At 61.7% G+C, this 19,064-nt stretch carries 14 protein-coding genes, 1 other RNA gene and 1 pseudogene; 12 read left to right on the top strand and 4 right to left on the bottom strand.

Annotation, left to right across the window (positions count from 1 at the left end; all coding sequences use genetic code 11):
• Positions 1–4: 4 nt before the first annotated feature.
• From PUQ42_RS07680 to PUQ42_RS07655, 6 genes are all read left to right on the top strand, one after another.
• The gene (locus PUQ42_RS07680) at positions 5–979 is read left to right on the top strand and encodes a glycosyltransferase (RefSeq protein ID WP_273372586.1); all 975 of its coding nucleotides are present in this window, start codon (positions 5–7) and stop codon (positions 977–979) included.
• Positions 976–1,659 carry an endonuclease III gene (gene nth / locus PUQ42_RS07675; RefSeq protein ID WP_087309603.1) on the top strand — a complete coding sequence of 228 codons (684 nt, stop codon included), beginning with the start codon at positions 976–978 and terminating at the stop codon, positions 1,657–1,659. The genes PUQ42_RS07680 and nth overlap by 4 nt, the downstream gene beginning before the upstream one ends.
• 60 nt (positions 1,660–1,719) lie before the next feature.
• A complete protein-coding gene (locus PUQ42_RS07670) occupies positions 1,720–2,442 on the top strand; it encodes a S41 family peptidase (RefSeq protein WP_273372582.1) in 723 nt (240 codons plus the stop codon).
• Between the two features lie 231 nt (positions 2,443–2,673).
• The gene (locus PUQ42_RS07665) at positions 2,674–3,705 is read left to right on the top strand and encodes a DHH family phosphoesterase (RefSeq protein ID WP_087404466.1); all 1,032 of its coding nucleotides are present in this window, start codon (positions 2,674–2,676) and stop codon (positions 3,703–3,705) included.
• Positions 3,706–3,710: 5 nt separating this feature from the next.
• Positions 3,711–4,598, top strand: a complete 888-nt coding sequence (locus tag PUQ42_RS07660) for a LysR family transcriptional regulator (RefSeq protein WP_087404596.1) — start codon at positions 3,711–3,713, stop codon at positions 4,596–4,598.
• Between the two features lie 233 nt (positions 4,599–4,831).
• Positions 4,832–5,923, top strand: coding sequence for a YeiH family protein (locus PUQ42_RS07655; RefSeq protein ID WP_087404467.1), 1,092 nt, complete (start codon positions 4,832–4,834; stop codon positions 5,921–5,923).
• Between the two features lie 89 nt (positions 5,924–6,012).
• Here the strand turns inward: PUQ42_RS07655 and PUQ42_RS07650 are convergent, their stop codons facing one another.
• On the bottom strand, positions 6,013–6,582 hold the full coding sequence (locus PUQ42_RS07650; RefSeq protein WP_273372577.1) for a GNAT family N-acetyltransferase: 570 nt from the start codon (positions 6,580–6,582) through the stop codon (positions 6,013–6,015).
• 278 nt (positions 6,583–6,860) lie between these two features.
• Here PUQ42_RS07650 and rnpB point away from each other — a divergent pair.
• Positions 6,861–7,277, top strand: an RNA gene (gene rnpB, locus PUQ42_RS07645) — RNase P RNA component class A.
• A 66-nt stretch (positions 7,278–7,343) separates the two neighbouring features.
• On the opposite strand, the gene PUQ42_RS07640 is transcribed toward rnpB, so the two are convergent.
• The gene (locus PUQ42_RS07640) at positions 7,344–8,606 is read right to left on the bottom strand and encodes an anaerobic sulfatase-maturation protein (protein ID WP_122120057.1); all 1,263 of its coding nucleotides are present in this window, start codon (positions 8,604–8,606) and stop codon (positions 7,344–7,346) included.
• A gap of 190 nt (positions 8,607–8,796) precedes the next feature.
• Here PUQ42_RS07640 and PUQ42_RS07635 point away from each other — a divergent pair, with 190 nt between their 5' ends.
• From PUQ42_RS07635 to PUQ42_RS07625, 3 genes are all read left to right on the top strand, one after another.
• Complete coding sequence (locus PUQ42_RS07635) at positions 8,797–11,634, top strand: outer membrane beta-barrel protein (RefSeq protein WP_273372572.1); 2,838 nt, start codon at positions 8,797–8,799, stop codon at positions 11,632–11,634.
• Positions 11,635–11,639: 5 nt separating this feature from the next.
• Positions 11,640–13,757 (top strand): Tex family protein, encoded by a 2,118-nt coding sequence (locus PUQ42_RS07630; RefSeq protein ID WP_273372569.1) that lies wholly within the window; start codon positions 11,640–11,642, stop codon positions 13,755–13,757.
• A gap of 161 nt (positions 13,758–13,918) precedes the next feature.
• Positions 13,919–14,767, top strand: a complete 849-nt coding sequence (locus PUQ42_RS07625; RefSeq protein ID WP_273372567.1) for a helix-turn-helix transcriptional regulator — start codon at positions 13,919–13,921, stop codon at positions 14,765–14,767.
• On the opposite strand, the gene PUQ42_RS07620 is transcribed toward PUQ42_RS07625, so the two are convergent.
• The gene (locus PUQ42_RS07620) at positions 14,733–15,227 is read right to left on the bottom strand and encodes a DMT family transporter (RefSeq protein ID WP_273372564.1); all 495 of its coding nucleotides are present in this window, start codon (positions 15,225–15,227) and stop codon (positions 14,733–14,735) included. The two genes, PUQ42_RS07625 and PUQ42_RS07620, sit on opposite strands and share 35 nt — an antisense overlap.
• Positions 15,228–15,416: 189 nt before the next feature.
• On the opposite strand from PUQ42_RS07620, the gene aspA reads away from it, so the two are divergent.
• Complete coding sequence (aspA, locus tag PUQ42_RS07615; RefSeq protein WP_273372561.1) at positions 15,417–16,850, top strand: aspartate ammonia-lyase; 1,434 nt, start codon at positions 15,417–15,419, stop codon at positions 16,848–16,850.
• Here the strand turns inward: aspA and PUQ42_RS07610 are convergent.
• On the bottom strand, positions 16,748–17,755 hold the full coding sequence (locus tag PUQ42_RS07610; protein ID WP_273372558.1) for a hypothetical protein: 1,008 nt from the start codon (positions 17,753–17,755) through the stop codon (positions 16,748–16,750). The genes aspA and PUQ42_RS07610 overlap by 103 nt on opposite strands.
• A gap of 992 nt (positions 17,756–18,747) precedes the next feature.
• On the opposite strand from PUQ42_RS07610, the pseudogene PUQ42_RS07605 reads away from it, so the two are divergent.
• Positions 18,748–19,064 (top strand): annotated as a pseudogene (locus tag PUQ42_RS07605) (site-specific integrase); the annotation flags it as partial.

Below are 19,064 nucleotides of genomic sequence, written 5' to 3'. Positions count from 1 at the left end.
ACCCATGGAGGAGAAGATACGGCAAACGGAGGCGGCCCCGGCATCACAAACGCCGCTGGTGTCGGTCTGCATGACCACCTACAACCACGAGCGATATCTGGCCCGCGCCATCGAGAGCGTCCTCGAACAGCGCACGACGTTCGGCGTCGAACTGGTGCTGGGCGAGGACTGCAGCACGGACTCCACGCGGGAGATCTGCATGACGTACGCCGCCCGCTATCCGGAGCGCATCCGACTGGTGACCTCGGCCGAAAACGTCGGCTGGCGGGCCAACTACCGACGCACCTTCGAGGCGTGCCGCGGAGAGTATGTCGCCTATCTGGACGGCGACGACTGGTGGTGCGACCCCTCGAAGCTGCAGCGGCAGGTCGAACGGATGGAGGCGGACCCCGGCTGCGGGATGTGCTACACGCGGGCCTCGAACTACTGGCAGGCCGACGACCGCACGGAACCCGACCATCCGCAGCATTACACCGATTTCGACCACCTGCTCTGCAGCCTGACCATCGCCAACTGCGCCACGCTGGCCCGCCGCGAACTGATCGCCCGCTACTACGCGGAGGTACGCCCCGAGGAGCATCCCGAATGGATGACCGACGATGCACCGATGTGGCTCTGGTTCTCGGTCCGCAGCCGCATCGCCTTTCTGCCCGAGATCACGGCGGTCCACCGCCGCCTGCCCGACAGCGTGAGCCACAGCACGGCCTATCGCCGGCGGATCGCCTTCTGCGACTCGCTCATGGAGATCAGTCTCTGGTTCGAGCGACACTACGGCACGGGGCGCAACCGCTTCCGCATCCTGCGGCGCCGTTCGTCGGTGGCGCTGTGGGTCCTCTCGTGGGAGGGGAGCGTCGGCGAGTATCTGGCGCGCTGGTGGAGCGACGTGCGCCGCTGTCCGCGGCTGCTGCTCTGTCCCGAAGGGCCGGGGCTGCTGGTCAAGAAGATCCTCTTCCGACGTCATAAAACCAGAAAACCATGACAACCAAGGAACGTTACGAAGGCATCATCGCCTGGTTCTCGGAGCACATGCCCGTGGCCGAGAGCGAACTCCACTACGAAAACCCCTACCAGTTGCTGGTGGCCGTGGTTCTCTCGGCGCAGTGCACCGACAAGCGGGTCAACATGACCACCCCGGCGCTGTTCGAGGCCTTCCCCACGCCACAGGCCATGGCCGCCGCCTCGGCCGAGGAGATCTTCCCCTACATCCGCAGCATCTCCTACCCGAACAACAAGGCGCGCAATCTGGCCGCCATGGCACGCAAGCTCTGCGCGGATTTCGGCGGCGAGGTGCCGAGCGATCTCGAAGCGCTGCAGACCCTGCCGGGCGTTGGCCGCAAGACGGCCAACGTGCTGGGAGCCGTACTGTGGCAGAAGCAGGTGATGCCGGTCGACACGCACGTCTTCCGCGTCTCGGAGCGCATCGGACTGACGACGCGTTCGAAAACCCCGCTGCAGACCGAACTGACCCTCGAAAAAAACATCCCCGGGCCGTTGCTGCCCATTGCCCACCACTGGCTGATCCTTCACGGGCGTTACGTCTGCACGGCGCGGGCCCCGAAGTGCACGGAATGCGGCATTGCGGCGTGGTGCCGGTGGCATGCCTCCGCGCAGAAGAGGCGCACGACCGATGACAAACCGACAAAACAATCCTCGAAATGACGGAAAACACCCTGCTGAAAAAGCTCATCCGGTGAGCATCACTGCTGATGCTGCTGACCGGTGCAGGATGCACCGATCAGGCCCGCCGGGAAGCCTCCGCACAGCAATGACGAAACGGAGATCACGCTCGGAAGCGAACAGGAGCTCAAGGAGTGGATGTTCGACTACATGAAGGGGAATTACCTGTGGAACGATGCCGTGAAGCAGGTGACACCCGATTATGCGCTCGGTTACCAGGCGTTTCTGGAGAGGATTCTCCTGGACGTTGCCGCGCAGGACGATGTCAACCACGACGACGGATACCGGGAAAACGGCACGCGGTTGTCGTTCTACTCCAGGATCGGACGCTGCAAGGTCGAAACGGAGGATGCCGGCCGCCAGGCCGCCGGTGAGTCGGGCAAAGTCTTCCGGATCGGCAACGCCGACTTCGGCCGCGGCAACCATGACAAGATCACGTCGGCGCTGGATGTCTCGCTCGGGCTTCCGCGGATCAACCTCCTCTGCCCGAAGGCAACCGCCTCGGCCGGCGAATTGCTCATCAACGGCCTGCGCGGACTGGACCTCGAAGTGCGGCTGATCGGCGTTAGGACCAACGGCAAGAACGTCGGCATGGAGAGCAGCTCCCGGATCCTGGACGGTTACGAGTATGACTTCAGCCCGATCACCTTCTATGCGGAGAACGCCCGGGGATCTTCCGACTACGGAGAGGGTTTCACACCCGATCTGGAGGCTCCGGAGAACAACTTCGAGTGGCCGACCGGGGCAGCCCCGACGACGGTCTGACGGCCCTGGCCCTGGAGTGGATCGACTCGGGACAGAAACCCGACGTGAAAACCCGTGCGGCAGCGGCTCCCCGGCTCCATGCCCTCCCGATCCCCGGCAGAAGGCTCCAGGGCTCCATCGTGGAGCGGAATTCCGGAAGCCGATAGGCGGCGGAACACCCCGAATCGGAAGTCGGTTTGCTATGTCTCTCTTTTTTTGTATCTTTGCCGGACCCACCAACGCGTAACTCCGATGGAACTGTCGAAAGAGCATATCATACGCCTGCGGGAACTGCTTGCACGCCCCGCACAGCATGTCGTCATCCTGTCTCATACCAACCCCGACGGGGATGCCGTCGGATCGTCGCTCGCCTGGGCCGAAGTGCTGCGGGAAATGGGACACTCGGTCACCTGCATCGTCCCGAACAAGTACCCCTACTTCCTCGACTGGATGCCCGGCATCGCCGAAGTCGTGGTCTTCAAGACCGATACCGAAGGCCGGGCAGCACGGGCCGTGGCCGAGGCCGACATCCTCTTCTGTTTGGATTTCAACGCCATCTCGCGGCTCGAAAACCTCAGCCAGACCATCGAGGAGAACACCTCGGCCGTGCGGGTGCTGATCGACCACCACCTCTCGCCGACCGAAGGCTTCGACCTGGCCTTCTCACACCCCGATTCGTCGAGCACCTGCTTCCTGGTCTACACCATCATCGAGGCGCTGTGCGGTACGCAGGCCATCACGCGCAGCATGGCCGAACTGCTCTACGTCGGCATGATGACCGATACGGGCAACTTCGCCTTCTCGTTCCTTACGCCCGAGCTGTTCCGCGCCGTGGCCGTCCTCATCGAGAAGGGAATCGACATCCCCACGATCCATAACAACGTCTACAACGCCTACACCGAAGGCCGCGCCCGCCTGTTCGGCTACGCCATCAACCGCAAGATGCAGATCATCCAGAACGGCACGGTGGCCTACATGTCGCTGCTCGAAGGTGAGATGCGCCGCTTCCAGTTCCAGCAGGGCGACAGCGAGGGTTTCGTCAACTACGCCCTGACGATCAAGTCGGTCAAGATGTCGGCCATGTTCCTGGCCCACCGCAAGTTCATCCGCGTCTCGCTGCGGTCGCGCGGCGACGTGGACGTCAACCTCTTCGCCCGCAAATACTTCAACGGCGGCGGCCACAAGAATGCCGCCGGCGGCAAGTCGTTCGTCTCGATGCGCGAGACGATCGACCACTACATTCGCTCCGTGGCGGAGTTTGCCGCCGAAGGCCATCTGGGTTGACGGCCATGGACGACTTCCGACTCAAGGTCTTCATCACGGCGGCCCGGACGCTGAGCTTCACACGCACGGCCGAGCAGCTGGACATCTCGCAGCCGGCCGTCAGCAAACACATCGGCGAACTGGAGGCCCGTTACGAAGTGCAGCTCTTCACCCGCCGGGGAAGCCGGCTGGAACTCACCGACGCAGGCCGTACGCTGCTCGACGCGGCCGAACGCGTGGCCGACGACTACCGCCGTCTGGAGTACGAAATGAGCCTCTGCACGGGCCAGACCGAGGGCGAACTGCGCCTCGGAGCCAGTACAACCATTGCGCAATACCTCCTGCCGCCGATTCTGGCGCGCTTTACGGCCCGCTTCCCGAAGGTGCGCCTCTCGCTCCTCTCGGGCAACAGCGGTCAGGTCGAACAGGCGTTGGACGACCATCGGATCGACCTGGGGCTGGTCGAGAGCGTCAGCCGCCGGCAGGGGCTCCACTACACGCTGTTCCGACCCGACGAACTGGTGCTGGTGGCGCGTCCCGCAGGGCGTTACGCCCGCACCGAGACGGTAACTCCCGAGACGCTGTGCCGCATCCCGCTGGTGCTGCGCGAAAACGGCTCGGGAACCCTCGAGGTAATCTCCGCGGCGCTGGCCGAACGGGGCATCCGCCTCTCGCAGCTGCACGTCGTCATGCGGATGGGGTCGACCGAGGGAATCAAGGGCTTCGTGCGCAACAGCGACGCCATGGCCATCGTCTCGGCCTTCTCGGTGGTCGACGAACTGCGCAGCGGTGCGCTGCGGATCGTCGATCTGGAGGGTCTCACGCTGCTGCGCGACTTCGTCTTCGTCCACAGCGAGGCCCATCCGGCACGGCTCGTGCGCCAGTTCATGGAGTTCGCTCTGGCAAACCTCTGAAGGATCGCCCGGTTCTTCCACCTCTCGAGTCCTCTTCCAGCACGAACCGGCCGTCCCGGCAAAACCGCCTCACCACGACGCCTGTTTTCGTCCCGGCAAATCGCTCCGCTTCCGGCCTTTGTCCGTTCTGTTCGATCTCGTTATAACCTGAAGTTATCAAAGATAACTCCTACTTGTTTGGTATCTCGATAAAAGGTGCGATCTTTGCGGCCGGAAAAAGAAAAAGTTATCGTATGTTGGAAAAAGGCAATCGGGCAAACACCCTCCACGGCATTCTGCTGATCGCATTGTTCTCGTTCGCGGCGTTCTATATCGCCAGCTTCCCCATCGTCAAGCGGCTCTCGTTCAGCCCGCTGATCGTCGGTATCGTGCTGGGCATGCTCTATGCCAACAGCCTGCGCAACAAACTCCCCGAGACGTGGGTCCCGGGCATCAAGTTCTGCACGAAACAGGTGCTGCGCTGGGGTATCATCCTCTACGGTTTCCGTCTGACGCTGGCTCAGGTGGCCGCCGTGGGCGTTCCGGCCGTGGTCGTCGACCTGGTGGTGGTTGTGGTGACGATCCTCGGCGGCGTACTGCTGGGCCGTCTGCTGAAGATCGACCGCGACACGGCGCTGATGACCTCCACGGGAAGCGCCATCTGCGGTGCGGCCGCCGTGCTGGGCGCCGAACCCGTAGTCAAGTGCGAAGGCTACAAGACCGCCATCGCCGTCTCGACGGTGGTTATCTTCGGAACCCTCTCGATGTTCCTCTACCCGATCATGTACCGCACGGGAATGCTCGACGGACTCTCGGATACGGGCGTGGCCATCTACACGGGCAGCACGCTCCACGAGGTGGCCCACGTCGCCGGGGCGGGCAACGCCATGGACCCGACCGACTCGCTGGGCATTGCCGGCACGGCCACCATCACGAAGATGATCCGCGTGATGATGCTGGCTCCGGTGCTGGTGGTGATGAGTCTGGCGCTGGCCGGACGCCGCCGCCGGGAGGATGCCGCCGCCGTTGCCGAGGGCGCCAAGGCCGAAAAGAGCCGTATCACGATTCCGTGGTTCGCCTTCGGATTCATCGCCGTCATCTGTCTCAACTCGCTGCTGCAGCACTGGTGCGGCGTGGAGAGCGTGCGCGAGATCCCGCTCAACGGCACGATCGAATACATCGACACCTTCATGCTGACGATGGCCATGACGGCACTGGGCACCGAGACGAGCCTCGACAAGTTCCGCCAGGCGGGTGCCAAACCCTTCGTACTGGCCGGGCTGCTCTACGTATGGCTCGTCGTGGGGGGCTACTTCCTCACGAAGTGGGTCGTCGGAATGATGTAGGCGGCCCCGCACCACTGCGCAAATCGCGAGAAGTCCGACAGAGAGTCTGCCGGACTTTTTTTTGTGGCCGTACCCCCTGCCGCCGCCGTTCAGTCGATACGCGGCAGTGCGGGGTTCTCGTGATCGGAGTAGCTCAGCACGTGCCCGCGGATGAAGTCGGCGAAGCGGCGCGCTTCCTGGTCGGTGAGCGGCTCGGGACGGCTCATCAACACCAGACGGTGGGGATGGAACGGACTCCGGTACGAAGGATGGACGTAATTGTAGGGATTGGCGACGAAGCCCAGCCGTTCGTAGAAGTGCAGCCGGCGGATCGAGACCGTATCCTCGGGCGGATCGATCTCCAGAATGACCCGCCGGTCGCGGCAGAAGGCCTCCAGGGCCCGCGATCCGAGATGCTGCCCGCGCAGGTGCGGCGACACGGCCAGGTGCTCGACGTAGTGGAATCCGTCGGACGTCCAGTGGAAGAACAGCCCGACGAAGGCTCCGTCGAGGAGGATGGCGTCGGCTTCGAAGGCCGGATCGGCGAAAGCCCGGTCATAGGACGAAGCGTCCCAGCGTTCGCAGGCGGGAAACGAGGCTTCGTAAAGAGCCCAGGCTTCGGACCACGACCGGTCCTGCCGCGAGCGGAAGGGGATGAATTGCAGTTCGGAGTGATGCATGATGGCTCGTTTTTCCGCTAAGATACATCAAATTTTCCGAAAAACCAGAAACCGGCCGCCTATACGCCGGTTCCGGCCCTGGGGCTCTCGTTCGACATGAAGTATGACCGGGGGCATATGGAGAACCGGCTCTTCCTCGATGGCGGAGCGGGAACCTGGATCGACATCGAGTCGGCCTGGGAAGCGATTGGTCCAACATGGCCAATGCAGACGAAAGGCAAAAGGCGAAAAGAGCACGTTCCGCCGCAGGAATTCCCCGAAAAATCCCTATCTTTGCCCCGCAGGTCCGCTCTGTCGCTGCCGGCCGTCGGCCGGGGGAGGAAAGTCCGGGCAACGCAGAGCACCACGCAAGCTAACGACTTGATGGCCGTGAGGTCATGGGAGCGTAACAGAAAATAACCGCCGGTAAAGGCGTCCGGGCAAGGCCCCGTCCCGCAGGGAGGGGTGCCCGCGATCCGGAATTTCCGACCGGTAAGGGTGAAAAGGCGGGGTAAGAGCCCACCGCGGAGGCAGTGATGTCGTCCGGCCGTACGTCCCGTGGGTTGCAAGACCGTGTATACCGGCAATTAAGGGTTGCTCGCCCGATGCCGGGGGGTAGGTTGCTGGAGGCGGCAGGTGACTGCCGTCGTAGATAAATGACAGAGGCCCGGGGCTCGCTCCGGGAACAGAACCCGGCTTACAGGACCTGCACGTACAAAGGGCGCCTCTTCGGTGTGAAGAGGCGCCCTTTTCGATTCCGGACCGACTCCCGAAGGCCCGGGTCACATCAGCCCCATCCGCTTGCGGGCAAAGGGGATGACCCACGCCGGTGACTGCTGTCTGGACAGCAGATCGCGCATGTAATCCATATAGGGCTCCACGTGGCGGAAGTAGCGGAACAGCCCCTCGCAGAGCGAATTCTTGCGGCAGCCGTCCGCGCCCGTCTCGAAGCGGTGTTTCGGGCACTCGCCCCGGCAGGCGAAGTAGTATTTGCAGCGCAGGCATTCGGCCGGCAGCGCGTTGCGCTTCGCCAGGCCGAAGTCGCGGCGCTTCTTCGAGCGGTAGATCTCCGCAAGGGTCGTCTCGCGGATGTTGCCCAGCAGGTATTCCGGGTAGACGAAATGGTCGCACGAGTAGACGTCGCCGTTGTGCTCGACGACCAGCGCGTCGCCGCACGTCTCGCCCATCGAACAGACTCCCGGCTGCACGCCGCACCACTGCGCCAGCGTGGCGTCGAACATCTGCACGAAGGTACGCCCCACGTCGCTCACAACCCATTCGTCGAAAATATCACACAGGAAGCGGCCGTATCCCCCGGCCGTCACGGACCATTCGGCCAGCCGCGCCCCCTCGCGCTCGGGCGAAACGATCAGCGGGCGGTGGAAACCCTCGACATCGACGACGTGTTCGACGGCCGGCAGGAACTGCATGTAACGGCTGTGCACCTCGTCGCGGAAAAAGCGGTAAATCTCCGCGCCACGCCCCTCGCACAGCCGGTTCACGACACTCAGCGTATTGTACTCCACGCCGCCGTGCCGGAACATCGAAATCGTCTGCATGACCCGTTCGAAGGTCGGCCGACCGCCCTTCGTCACACGGAACACGTCGTGGATATCCTGCGGACCGTCGAGCGAGATCCCCACCAGAAAGTTGTTCGCGGCGAAGAGTTCGCACCACGCCTCGTCGACCAGCGTGCCGTTGGTCTGCAGCGTATTTTCGATCCGCTTGCCGTCGGCATACTTTTCCTGAAGGGCCATGGCTTTCCGGTAGAAATCGATTCCCAGCAGCAGCGGCTCGCCGCCGTGCCAGCAGAACTGCACCGTATCGACCTCGTTGGCCTCGATATACTGGCGGATGTAGCGTTCGAGCAGTTCGTCGCTCATGACGGCCTGCCGGCCGCCGTACTGCACGGCCTTGTCCAGGTAGTAGCAGTAGTGGCAGTCGAGGTTGCAGGTCGAGCCCGCGGGTTTGAGCATCGTCGTGAAGGCCACCGGCCCCACCTGCTTCTCGGCATCCCGGAAGGTGAAGATATCCTTGTTTTTCATCTCGTCTCGCAGTTACAGCCCGGAACCCCGCTCCCCGGGCCCCGTTCTTTCGGACAAATATACGAAAAAGCGGCCGGCGGGAAGTCCGTTCCACCCCGAATTTTTACCGTTTGCCCCGCTTCCTGCTCCAAACAGGCGGCAAGACCCGCAAAAAAAGCTATCTTTACCCTTCGAAAATCCCCGTTTCACGATGAATCCGCGTAAACTGCTTGCCGTGTGTCTTCTGACAGCCCTTCTTGCCGAAGGGGTGCGGGCCCAGACGGGCGGACTGCGCTTCCGGGTGGCGGACCGCACGACTCGCGAGGCGGTAATCGGAGCCGTGGCCGGACTGCACAGCCGCACGGATTCACTCGCCGCACCGCGCTACACCGCCTCCGGGACCGACGGCTGCGGAGGTTTCGAACGCCTCCCCGCAGGCGACTACCGGCTGGAGATCTCCTCGATGGGCTACGATTCGCTGTGCCGCGACCTGCACGTCGGCGGGACGCTGCTCACGCTCGACACGCTGTGGCTCACGCCCCGTGCCGAGGCGATCGACCGCGTGGTGATCGAGACCCCGGCGCTGCGCACCTCCGTACACGGCGACACGCTCTCCTACCATGCCGCAGCCTACAAGGTGGCCTTCGGGGCCGACGCCGGATCACTCGTCGAGAAGATGCCCGGACTGGAGATCGCCGACGGCGGCATCTCCGCCCAGGGACGCTCGATCCAGCGCGTCTATGTCGACGGCCGCGAATTTTTCGGAAACGACGTCATGTCGGCCATCCGCAACATCCCGGCCGACATGATCGAAAGCATCGACATCTTCAACGCCCAGAGCGACCAGTCGGAGTTCACCGGCGTGGACACCGGCGAGGGATTCACCGCCCTGAACATCGTCACCCGCCCCGACAAGCGCCGCGGAGCCTTCGGACGCCTCTACGCCGCCTACGGAATCCCGGACAAGTACATCGGCGGCGGAAACGTCAACCTCTTCGACCACGACCGCCGCATCACCGTCATCGGGCTGGCAAACAACGTCAGCATCCAGAACTTCTCGTTCGAGGATATCCTCGGGAGTTCCGGCGAGAGCAATCGTACGGCCTCGAACAAGAACTTCATGGTCAAACCTCTCGACGGTGTCTCGACGGTCCAGGCCCTGGGCATCAACTACAGCGACAACTGGGGCGCGAAGGCCAAAATCGCGGCCAGCTACTTCTTCAACCGCACCGACAACCACAATCTCAGCCAGACCGAAAAGCAGAGCTTCACCTCCACGGACAAACTCGTGCTCTACGACGACGAGAACTCCTCCCGGGCGCTGAATCGCAACCACCGCTTCAATTCGCGCATCGACTACCGCATCTCGGCCTCCCACTCGCTGATGATGCGCACGTCGCTGAGCGTGCAGGACAACGACTCGCGGAACGAACTGCTCAGCCGCACGGACAACCGCTTCTCGGAGGAGGATATCCGCTTCGTCTACCGCCGCCGCAACTTCGGCGACAACGACAGCCGCGGCGTGAACTTCTCCAACCAGCTGACCTACCGCTACCGCCTGCCGGGCCGCCGGGCGCAGAACCTCACCTTCGGGGCGGGCGGCAGCTACCGCAGCTACGAACAGCTGAGCCAACCCCGGCAGTATACCTTCCGCGACCCGGACGATACGGCGTGCGATACAACCGACTACTCCTCGCGCAACATCACCCGCACGCAGCGCAGCCAACCCAGCTACCAGCTCAACGGTTCGACAAACTACACCCTCTCGGTGACCAAACGCTCGCGCCTGAGCCTCGAGTACCGCCTCAACTACGCCGCCTACCGCGTCGACCGCGACACCCGCCGGCTGACTGACCAGAACCGCTTCCCCGAGGAGCGCGACCCCAAGCAGTCGGCCGAATACGACTATGCCTATCTGACCCATCGCGTGGGGGCGACCTACCAGTACCGGTTCCGGAAGACGAAGGTCGCCACGACGCTCTACTACCAGCATGCCGGCTTCGCGGGCGACTACCGCTTCCCCTATCCGGTCCGCACCGAGGCGGCGTTCGACAACCTGACCTACAACGCCGTGGCGGAGATCGCCGTCAACCGCAACAATACACTGAAATTCAACGCCTCGGGCCGCACGTCGAATCCCCGGGCCACCGATCTGCAGAACATCGTCAACACGACCAACCGGCAGAACATCGTGGCCGGCAACCCGGGACTCGATCCCGTCTATACGCACCGCCTCTCGGGGCAGTACATCCGCACGAACCCCGACCGGGGACGTACCTTCACCCTCTCGGCCGAATTCACGGCCAGCCCCAACACCATCGCCGACTCGCTGGTGATCGACACCCCGGAGTTCGTCATCGACGACGAAGGCACGCAACTCGGCGAGGGCAACCAGTTCATACGGCCGGTCAATCTGGCCGGATACCGCAATCTGCACGCCCAGCTTAACTACGGATTCCCGGTGCGGTGGCTGCGCTCGAACCTCAACCTGAGGGCCGGCATCTCCACGGGAAGGCTGCCCAGCATCATCAACGGCGTGCGCAACCACCTCTCGAACCGCGCCTACAACCTCGGCGCCGTGCTCGGAAGCAACATCTCCGAAGCCATCGACTTCCGCCTGAGCTACACCGGAAGCTATCAGCAGAGTCTCAACGCCTCGCAGACCCGCGACCTGGACAACACCTACTTCAGCCAGCAGGCCCGCGCCGAGACCACGTTCGTCATCCGCAACCGGCTGGTCATCCGCGCCAGCGCCGACTACAACCACTACCGCGGTCTGACCGATCCGTTCCTCGAGGAGCGGTTCATCTGCAACGCGCAACTGGGCGTGAAGCTCTTCCGCAACCGGCTGGGCGAGGCGAGCGTCGGCGTGAACGACCTGCTCGACCAGAACGGCACGGCCTTCCGCCGCGCCGTCACCGGAACGACGCTCCGCTACATCACGAATCTTGCCGTGGGACGCTACGTCACCTTCCAGCTCACCTATAACCTCCGACTCTACAGACGAAGCGGAATCCCCGGACTCACAAACCCCGAAAAAGCGCATTAAACCCCATGTTGGAAGAGATCATCTCCCGTCAGTTGCAAATCGCCCTGCCCCGGGTCGAAGGGGCCGTCCGCCTGCTGCGAGAAGGGGCCTCCATCCCCTTCATCAGCCGCTACCGCAAGGAGGCCACCGGCTCGCTCGACGAGGTGCAGGTGGCCGCCATCCGGGAGCAGCTCGAACGCCTCACCGAACTCGAAGCCCGCAAACGCACCATTCTCGAGACGATCCAGAGCCAGGGAGCCCTGACCGACGAACTGCGCCGCCGGATCGAGGAGTGCTGGGAGGCCGCTCCGCTCGAGGATCTCTATCTCCCGTACCGCCCCAAACGCCGCACGCGGGCCACGATCGCCCGCGAACGGGGGCTCGAACCGCTGGCCAACCTGCTCCAGGGACAGCGCACCCCGTCGCTCGAACGCGAAGCCCGGCGATTTGTCACGGCCGAGGTGCCGACCGTGGAGGGGGCCCTGGCCGGGGCCTGTGACATCGCGGCCGAACGCATGGCCGAGGACGACCACGCCCGGGCCGCCCTGCGGCGGATCTTCGCCCGCGAAGGGGTGATCCGTTCGCGGGTCGTACGCGGCAAGGAGGAGGCCGGTGTCAAGTATGCGGACTACTTCGACGCCTCGGCCCCCCTGTGCAGCATCGCCTCGCACCGCTATCTGGCCATGCGCCGCGGCGAGGAGGAAGGCTTTCTGCGTGTCGGGATCGAAATCGATGCGGAGCGCTGCACCGGAGAACTGTGCCGCCGCTTCATCCGGCAGGGATCAACCACCCGCCGATGGATGGAGGCGGCCGTCGCCGATGCGTTCAAGCGGCTGATCCGCCCCTCGCTCGAGACCGAACAACTCACCGCGGCCAAGGAGCGTGCCGACGACGAGGCAATCCGGATCTTCGCCGAGAATCTGCGCCAGCTGCTGCTGGCTTCGCCCCTGGGGCAGAAGCGCGTGATCGCCCTCGATCCGGGTTTCCGCACCGGCTGCAAGGTGGTCGTTCTCGACTCGCAGGGCAACCTGCTCCACCACACGGCAATCTTCCCCCATCCGCCGCAGAACCGCCGCGAAGAGGCCGCCGCGACGCTCCGCACTCTGGCCCGACGCTACCACACGGAGGCCTTCGCCGTGGGCGACGGAACAGCCGGCCGCGAAACGCTCCAACTGGTGCGCGAACTCGGGATCGAAGGGGTTGAGGTCTTCGCCGTGAGCGAGGACGGCGCCTCGGTCTACTCCGCTTCGGCCACGGCCCGCGAGGAGTTCCCGGATCAGGACGTCACGGTGCGCGGCGCCATCAGCATCGGACGACGGCTGATCGACCCGCTGTCGGAGCTGGTTAAGATCGATCCCAAGTCGATCGGCGTGGGACAGTATCAGCACAGCGTCGACCAGACGAAACTCCGCAACCGACTGCAGGTCGTCGTCGAAAGCTGCGTCAACAGCGTCGGGATCAACATCAACACGGCCTCGAAACACATCCTCACCTACGTATCGGGGCTGGGACCGGCGCTGGCCGAGAAGATCGTCGCCTACCGCGCCGTCCACGGCGACTTCCCCACACGGCGGGCGCTGCTGCAGGTGCCGAGGCTCGGAGCCCGGGCCTTCGAACAGGCGGCCGGGTTCCTGCGGGTGGTCGGCGGCGAGAATCCGCTCGACAACAGCGCCGTGCACCCCGAATCGTACCGCATCGTCGAACGCATGGCCAAAGACCGGGGCGTCAGTGTCGAACGCCTGCTGGAGGATCGTTCGCTGCGCGAGGGGATCGAGCCCGAACGGTATGTCGACGAGCGCGTCGGGCTGCCCACCGTGCGCGACATCCTCGAGGCGCTGGACAAACGCGGGCTCGATCCCCGTCAGCCGCTTCACGGCTTCGCATTCGCCCCGGACATCCACTCGATCGACGACCTGCGCCCCGGAATGGTACTGCCCGGCATCGTCACGAACATCACCGCCTTCGGAGCCTTCGTCGACGTGGGGGTCAAGCAGGACGGACTGGTTCATGTCTCGCAGCTGGCCAACCGCTACGTCGCCTCGCCGGCCGATGTCGTCCGGCTGGGACAGCAGGTCGAAGTGCGCGTCACGGGGGTTGACACCCTCCGCGGGCGAATCTCGCTCTCGATGCGCCGCAACGGCTGACACACCCTCTCCGCGCCCTCGAGAAGAGGAGTCGGCGCACGGAAGAAGCTTCCGGAAACCACCTGTCGGAAGAGTCAAAAGATCAGCAATTTTTTGAAAAAGAGCCTCTAAACAAAATGTTTCTCATTCCGGCTCTCTATTTTTGTAAAAAAGAGCCCAGGATGGAACGACTCGACGTTTTCAATGATTCGAACGTATGGATCGCAAGCTACTTTTCGGATGATTGCAGTTGCGCCCACGAGAATAACGAGCACACGCTGATCTATCTCTGTTCGGGATTGCTCGAAATCGAAGAACGCGGACACAGAACGCCTCTTCGCACCGGGGAGTGCGCCTTCATCCGTCGGGACAACCGTATCCGGCTTTGGAAACACGCCAACCCCCAACACCCCTATCACTCCTTCGCCCTGAGATTCACGCGGAGTTTCCTGCGCGAATTCTACCTCACGCTCGACCCCTCGCAGATCCCCGCCGAATCCCGCCGCGACAAAACCAGTCTGCGGATCCTGCCCGCCCAAAGACCCGATATCCGGAATTTCTTCGAGTCGATCCAACCCTGTTTCAAAGCGGAAACCAAACCCTCGGAAGAGAAACTCAAACAGAGAATGGCCCAGGGTGTCCACCTCCTTCTCGAAACCGATCCGGCTCTCTACGCCTCACTCTTCGATTTCGTCGAACCCTGGAAGATCAACATCCTCGACTATCTGAACGAGAACTACATGTACGATCTATCGATGGGTCAGATCGCCGCCTACACGGGCCGTTCGCTGGCCACCTTCAAACGCGACTTCGCCAAGGTGAGCGAACTCACTCCCCAGAAGTGGATCCTCGCCCGACGCCTCGAAGCCGCCCGCGACCTGATCCGCAAGGGAGGCCGCAAGATCTCGGAGATCTGTTTCGACGTGGGGTTCCGCAACCTCTCCCACTTCTCGAAGCTCTACAAGGCAACCTACGGCGTCGCTCCGAGCCGCGAGATCATTCCCGATCCCCAGCCTCTTCCCGAACCATAGCCTGTGCATCGCGTTCGAGCCCCGCACGGCTCTTGCTGACCGACACCAGGTAGACCCCGCCGAAGAGCAGACAGACGGCCAGCCCCTTGGTCAGGTTGAACGTATCGAGCCCCAGGCTGACGGTGACGATGCACGCCACCAGCGGCTGGATGTAGTTGTACATGCCGGCCACGGTCGGACACAGGTTCTTCTGTCCGACGACGATCAGCATGTAACTGATGAAGGTCGCACAGACGACGATGAAGAGAATGCCCAGCAGCACACGTTCCTTCAGGGCCTCCCATCGGGTGGCCATCAGATCGTCGTACGAGAAGGGCAGCGTGCAGAGAAAGGCGTAGAGGTGTCGCGTACGGCAATGCCGCCATGAGGCGCATTCGCTCTTTCTGATCCCGCCCGACACGGTCCACTGCTTCACGATCGACACCTGCAGCGAGTATCTCTTCCGGCGCTTCCACGACATGACGCCGCTGGAGTTCCGCCGCCGGCACCGGAACACTCCGCCGGACATTGCCGGAGAGCCGGCGGAAACCGCTTCCCGGGACAAATGAACCGTTGATTGAAAATCGGCGCCGGGCATTGTTTTGTTGCCCGACTTGATGTATATTTGCTGAAAGCTCGATTTCGTTTTTTCGACATAAACACAACGATCATGGACATCGTGAACATCAAGTTGTCGGGCAAGACCCGGCGCGAACACGACCTGCTGGGCGAAATGGAGATCCCCGTCGAATACTATTTCGGCATCCAGACCATGCGGGCCGCGGACAATTTCCACATCAGCCGCGTACGGCTCAACTTCTTCCCCGAACTGATCCGCGCCTTGGCCGAGGTCAAGGAGGGGGCCGCACGGGCCAACCGGGACCTGGGGCTGCTCGATCCGCAGATCGCCGAGGCCATCGTCCGCGCCTGCGAGGAGCTGCGCGAGGGCAAACTCCGCGAACAGTTCGTCGTCGACATGGTGCAGGGCGGCGCCGGAACATCCACCAACATGAATGCCAACGAGGTAATCGCCAACCGCGCCCTCGAACTGCTGGGCCACACCAAGGGCGAGTACCAATACTGCCATCCGAACAACCACGTCAACCTCTCGCAGTCGACCAACGACGCCTATCCCACCTCGGTACGCATCGCCACGGTGCGCAGCATCGAGAAGCTCGTCGAGGCGCTCCGCCGGCTGATCGACGCCTTCCACGCCAAGGGCGCAGAGTTTGCCGGCGTCATCAAGATGGGCCGCACGCAACTGCAGGATGCCGTCCCGATGACCCTCGGGCAGGAGTTCGAGGCCTATGCCGCCACGCTGACCGAGGAGATCGACCGTCTCGAATCGAACATGCACCTCTTCTACGAGATCAACATGGGTGCCACGGCCATCGGTACGGGCATCAATGCAGACCCGGACTATGCCGCCCTCTGCACGAAACACCTCTGCCAGATCACCGGACTGCCGCTGCGCGAATCGTCGAACCTCGTCGAGGCGACGAGCGACACCGGCGCCTTCATCATGAACTCCTCGGCTCTGAAGCGGCTGGCCGTCAAGCTCTCGAAGATCTGCAACGACCTGCGGCTGCTCTCGTCCGGCCCGCGCTGCGGTCTGAACGAGATCAACCTCCCGCCACGTCAGCCCGGATCGTCGATCATGCCCGGTAAGGTCAATCCCGTCATTCCCGAGGTGGTCAATCAGGTGGCCTTCCGCGTCATCGGCAACGACCTGACCGTGACCTTCGCCGCCGAGGCCGGACAACTCGAACTGAACGTCATGGAGCCGATCATCGTCTACGCCCTCTTCGAGAGCATCGAGATGCTCATCCACGCCATCGACACCCTGCGCGAGAAGTGCATCGTCGGCATCACGGCCAACGAGGAGGTCTGCCGCCGCATGGTCCACGGCAGCATCGGGGTAGTCACGGCCCTGAACCCCTATCTGGGCTACGAGACTTCGAGCATGCTGGCCAAGGAGGCCCTCCAGACCGGCAAGGGTATCTACGAACTGGTGCTCGAGCACAAGCTGATGAGCCAGGAGGAGCTCGACAAGGTGCTCAGCCCCGAGCAGATGATCCATCCCCGCAAGCGCGTCGAAGAGTAGACGCCGGCAGGCCTGCATACGAAAAAGCCACGCCTACCCCCCCCGTCGGGGAAGGGCGTGGCTTGTCGCCGCTGCAGTCGTAGACCAGGAGGTTGCCATTGGCCGTGCGCGCCTCGTTCAGATCGTCCGAAACCGAGACGTAGAGCAGCAACCGCTCCGGATCGGCCACCACGTTGCAGGTCAGATAGCGGGCTTCGGGGAGGTCGTCCTGGACGTGTATACTCCTCGACCTGCCACGTCGTGAGCGACACGCGGCTCACGGCCAGTGTCCCGGCCGCAAAGCAGAGGTAGTCGCCCGCCAGCTTGATGCCCGACAAGGTCATCAGATCGGCCGAAATGTCGGCATTGATCGACTTCTTGCGCGTCTGGGTCATCGTCTCCGTATCGATGAAGGTCAGGTAGCTCTTCGTCTCGCCCGTGCGGCCACAGGTGCCCACCACGATCTCGTGGTCGCCCGTGCGACAGATGCCGCTGATGAACTCCCCCGAAAGGGGCAGCGAACACGTCACCTCGTCGCGGCGCTTCGTGAATTCGAAGAGCTGGGTCTCGACCCAGAAACCGCCTCCGGCGCAGTAGAGGCGGTCACCAATGACCGTCATGCCGCGCGTCGCCACAACGGTCTCGATCGTCTGCCCCTGGTTGCCGAAGTGGTAGCCCCCCTTGACCAGCGTCAGCACGCCGGTCTCGGTGTCGGGGCGGAACATCCCCTGCCCGTCGGCCAGGAAGAGGCTGTGTTCGTCGATGACGGCCAGATTCTCCAGCGGCGTGTTCAGCGGCAGCATGTCGAGCGAATCCAGCGACCCTTCGGGCTTCTGGAACAGAAGGTCCTCGAAACGGAAAACCTTCTTGCGGAGCATAGTCACGGCATCGACCACGACGATCGAACCGTATGAATAAAATTGCATGACTATTCTTGTAGTTATTTTTCTATTTATCAGAAAAATAAATCAAAAATAGATGCAGTGGCAGAGGTGGTTGTTATATATGCATAAAATGTCTCGCCAATCAAGTTTGGTCCTTCCTCGGGTAAATCTTACAACTGAGACAAGGTGATAGTAGAACATATTGGTCAGAAATTCTTTGTCAAAAATCAAATCAACAGATTGGACCATATGCACCGTAGAGCAGTAGGTTCTGATTTCATCTGCATTTAGGTGAACTTCAAGTCTATGTAGAGACTTCGGATTGTCGTAAAAGTCCAAAATATATTTGTCTCCACCTCCGTTTTCTTGTCATAACAACACACACAAATGCCTTTGGTTTTGTCATGCAACGCCTTCTTTTGCTTAGCATAAAGGGTCGGATTCCTAAGACGTTCGAGACTAACCGAATAGTCTATATGAAATTCAGGAATAATCTGCTTTCTGTCCAACAATGCGTACTATTGAAAAGTCGGCGAAGTCAATACATTCTCCAAAAGCTGCTGAACTAAGATTGTCAAGCAATGAAGGCTCCGCCACGTAGCAAAGCCTCAGCTCATCAATAATGGTTTCACCTAATTTACTACATGATGCCATTCCCTTTGTCCAGGATGGGCGCATGATTCTATTTGATCCCCGTAAAGTCGATGAGGCATTGATTAAGAGAACACCCCATTACCACTAAATATTTATAGGAGATAAATTGTGAAATTAGTGTGTATATCTGTGTATAAAAGAAAAATTGCCATCGTAAACTATTGATTTACAACGGCAATTTCAGAAATCTGAGGTCTGAAGCGGACGCCATAAATTTGAATCGAATTTTACCGATTTTAATTTTATTTTATCTATATATCAATATTTTACAGCTGTTTTTCATCAACTGCAAGGTCTGGAAGTTTTCGAAAATTCGGCCGATGTATGACAAATGTATGACAAAAATGATTACATTTGCAGCAGACAAAACCTCCTGACCTATGGCATCCTTCTGCTACCGCATCCGCTCGACCCAGAAAAACAAACTGGTCAAAATCCAAATTCTCTTCACGGTTGGCCGTGGCAACCAGTTCTACGTCGACAGCCAATATATGGTGTTGACAGATGCCTGGGACAACAAGCGGCAGACAGTCAAAAGCCGCTTCACCTTTACCGACGATTTCACCGAACAGCAGGGGCGCGAGCTGACCAAGAACCTCTCCGAACTGCGCAGCCACATTCTCGGAGAGATTGCCAAGGATCCCGAGCACGCAATGACGAAGACGCGGCTGGAGAAGATCATCTACAGCTTCCACCA

It is taken from the genome of Alistipes megaguti, assembly GCF_944320325.1.
Taxonomy (GTDB): domain Bacteria; phylum Bacteroidota; class Bacteroidia; order Bacteroidales; family Rikenellaceae; genus Alistipes; species Alistipes megaguti.
Note: the sequence above shows the minus strand (reverse complement) of the source record. Positions and strands in the feature narration are given on the sequence as shown.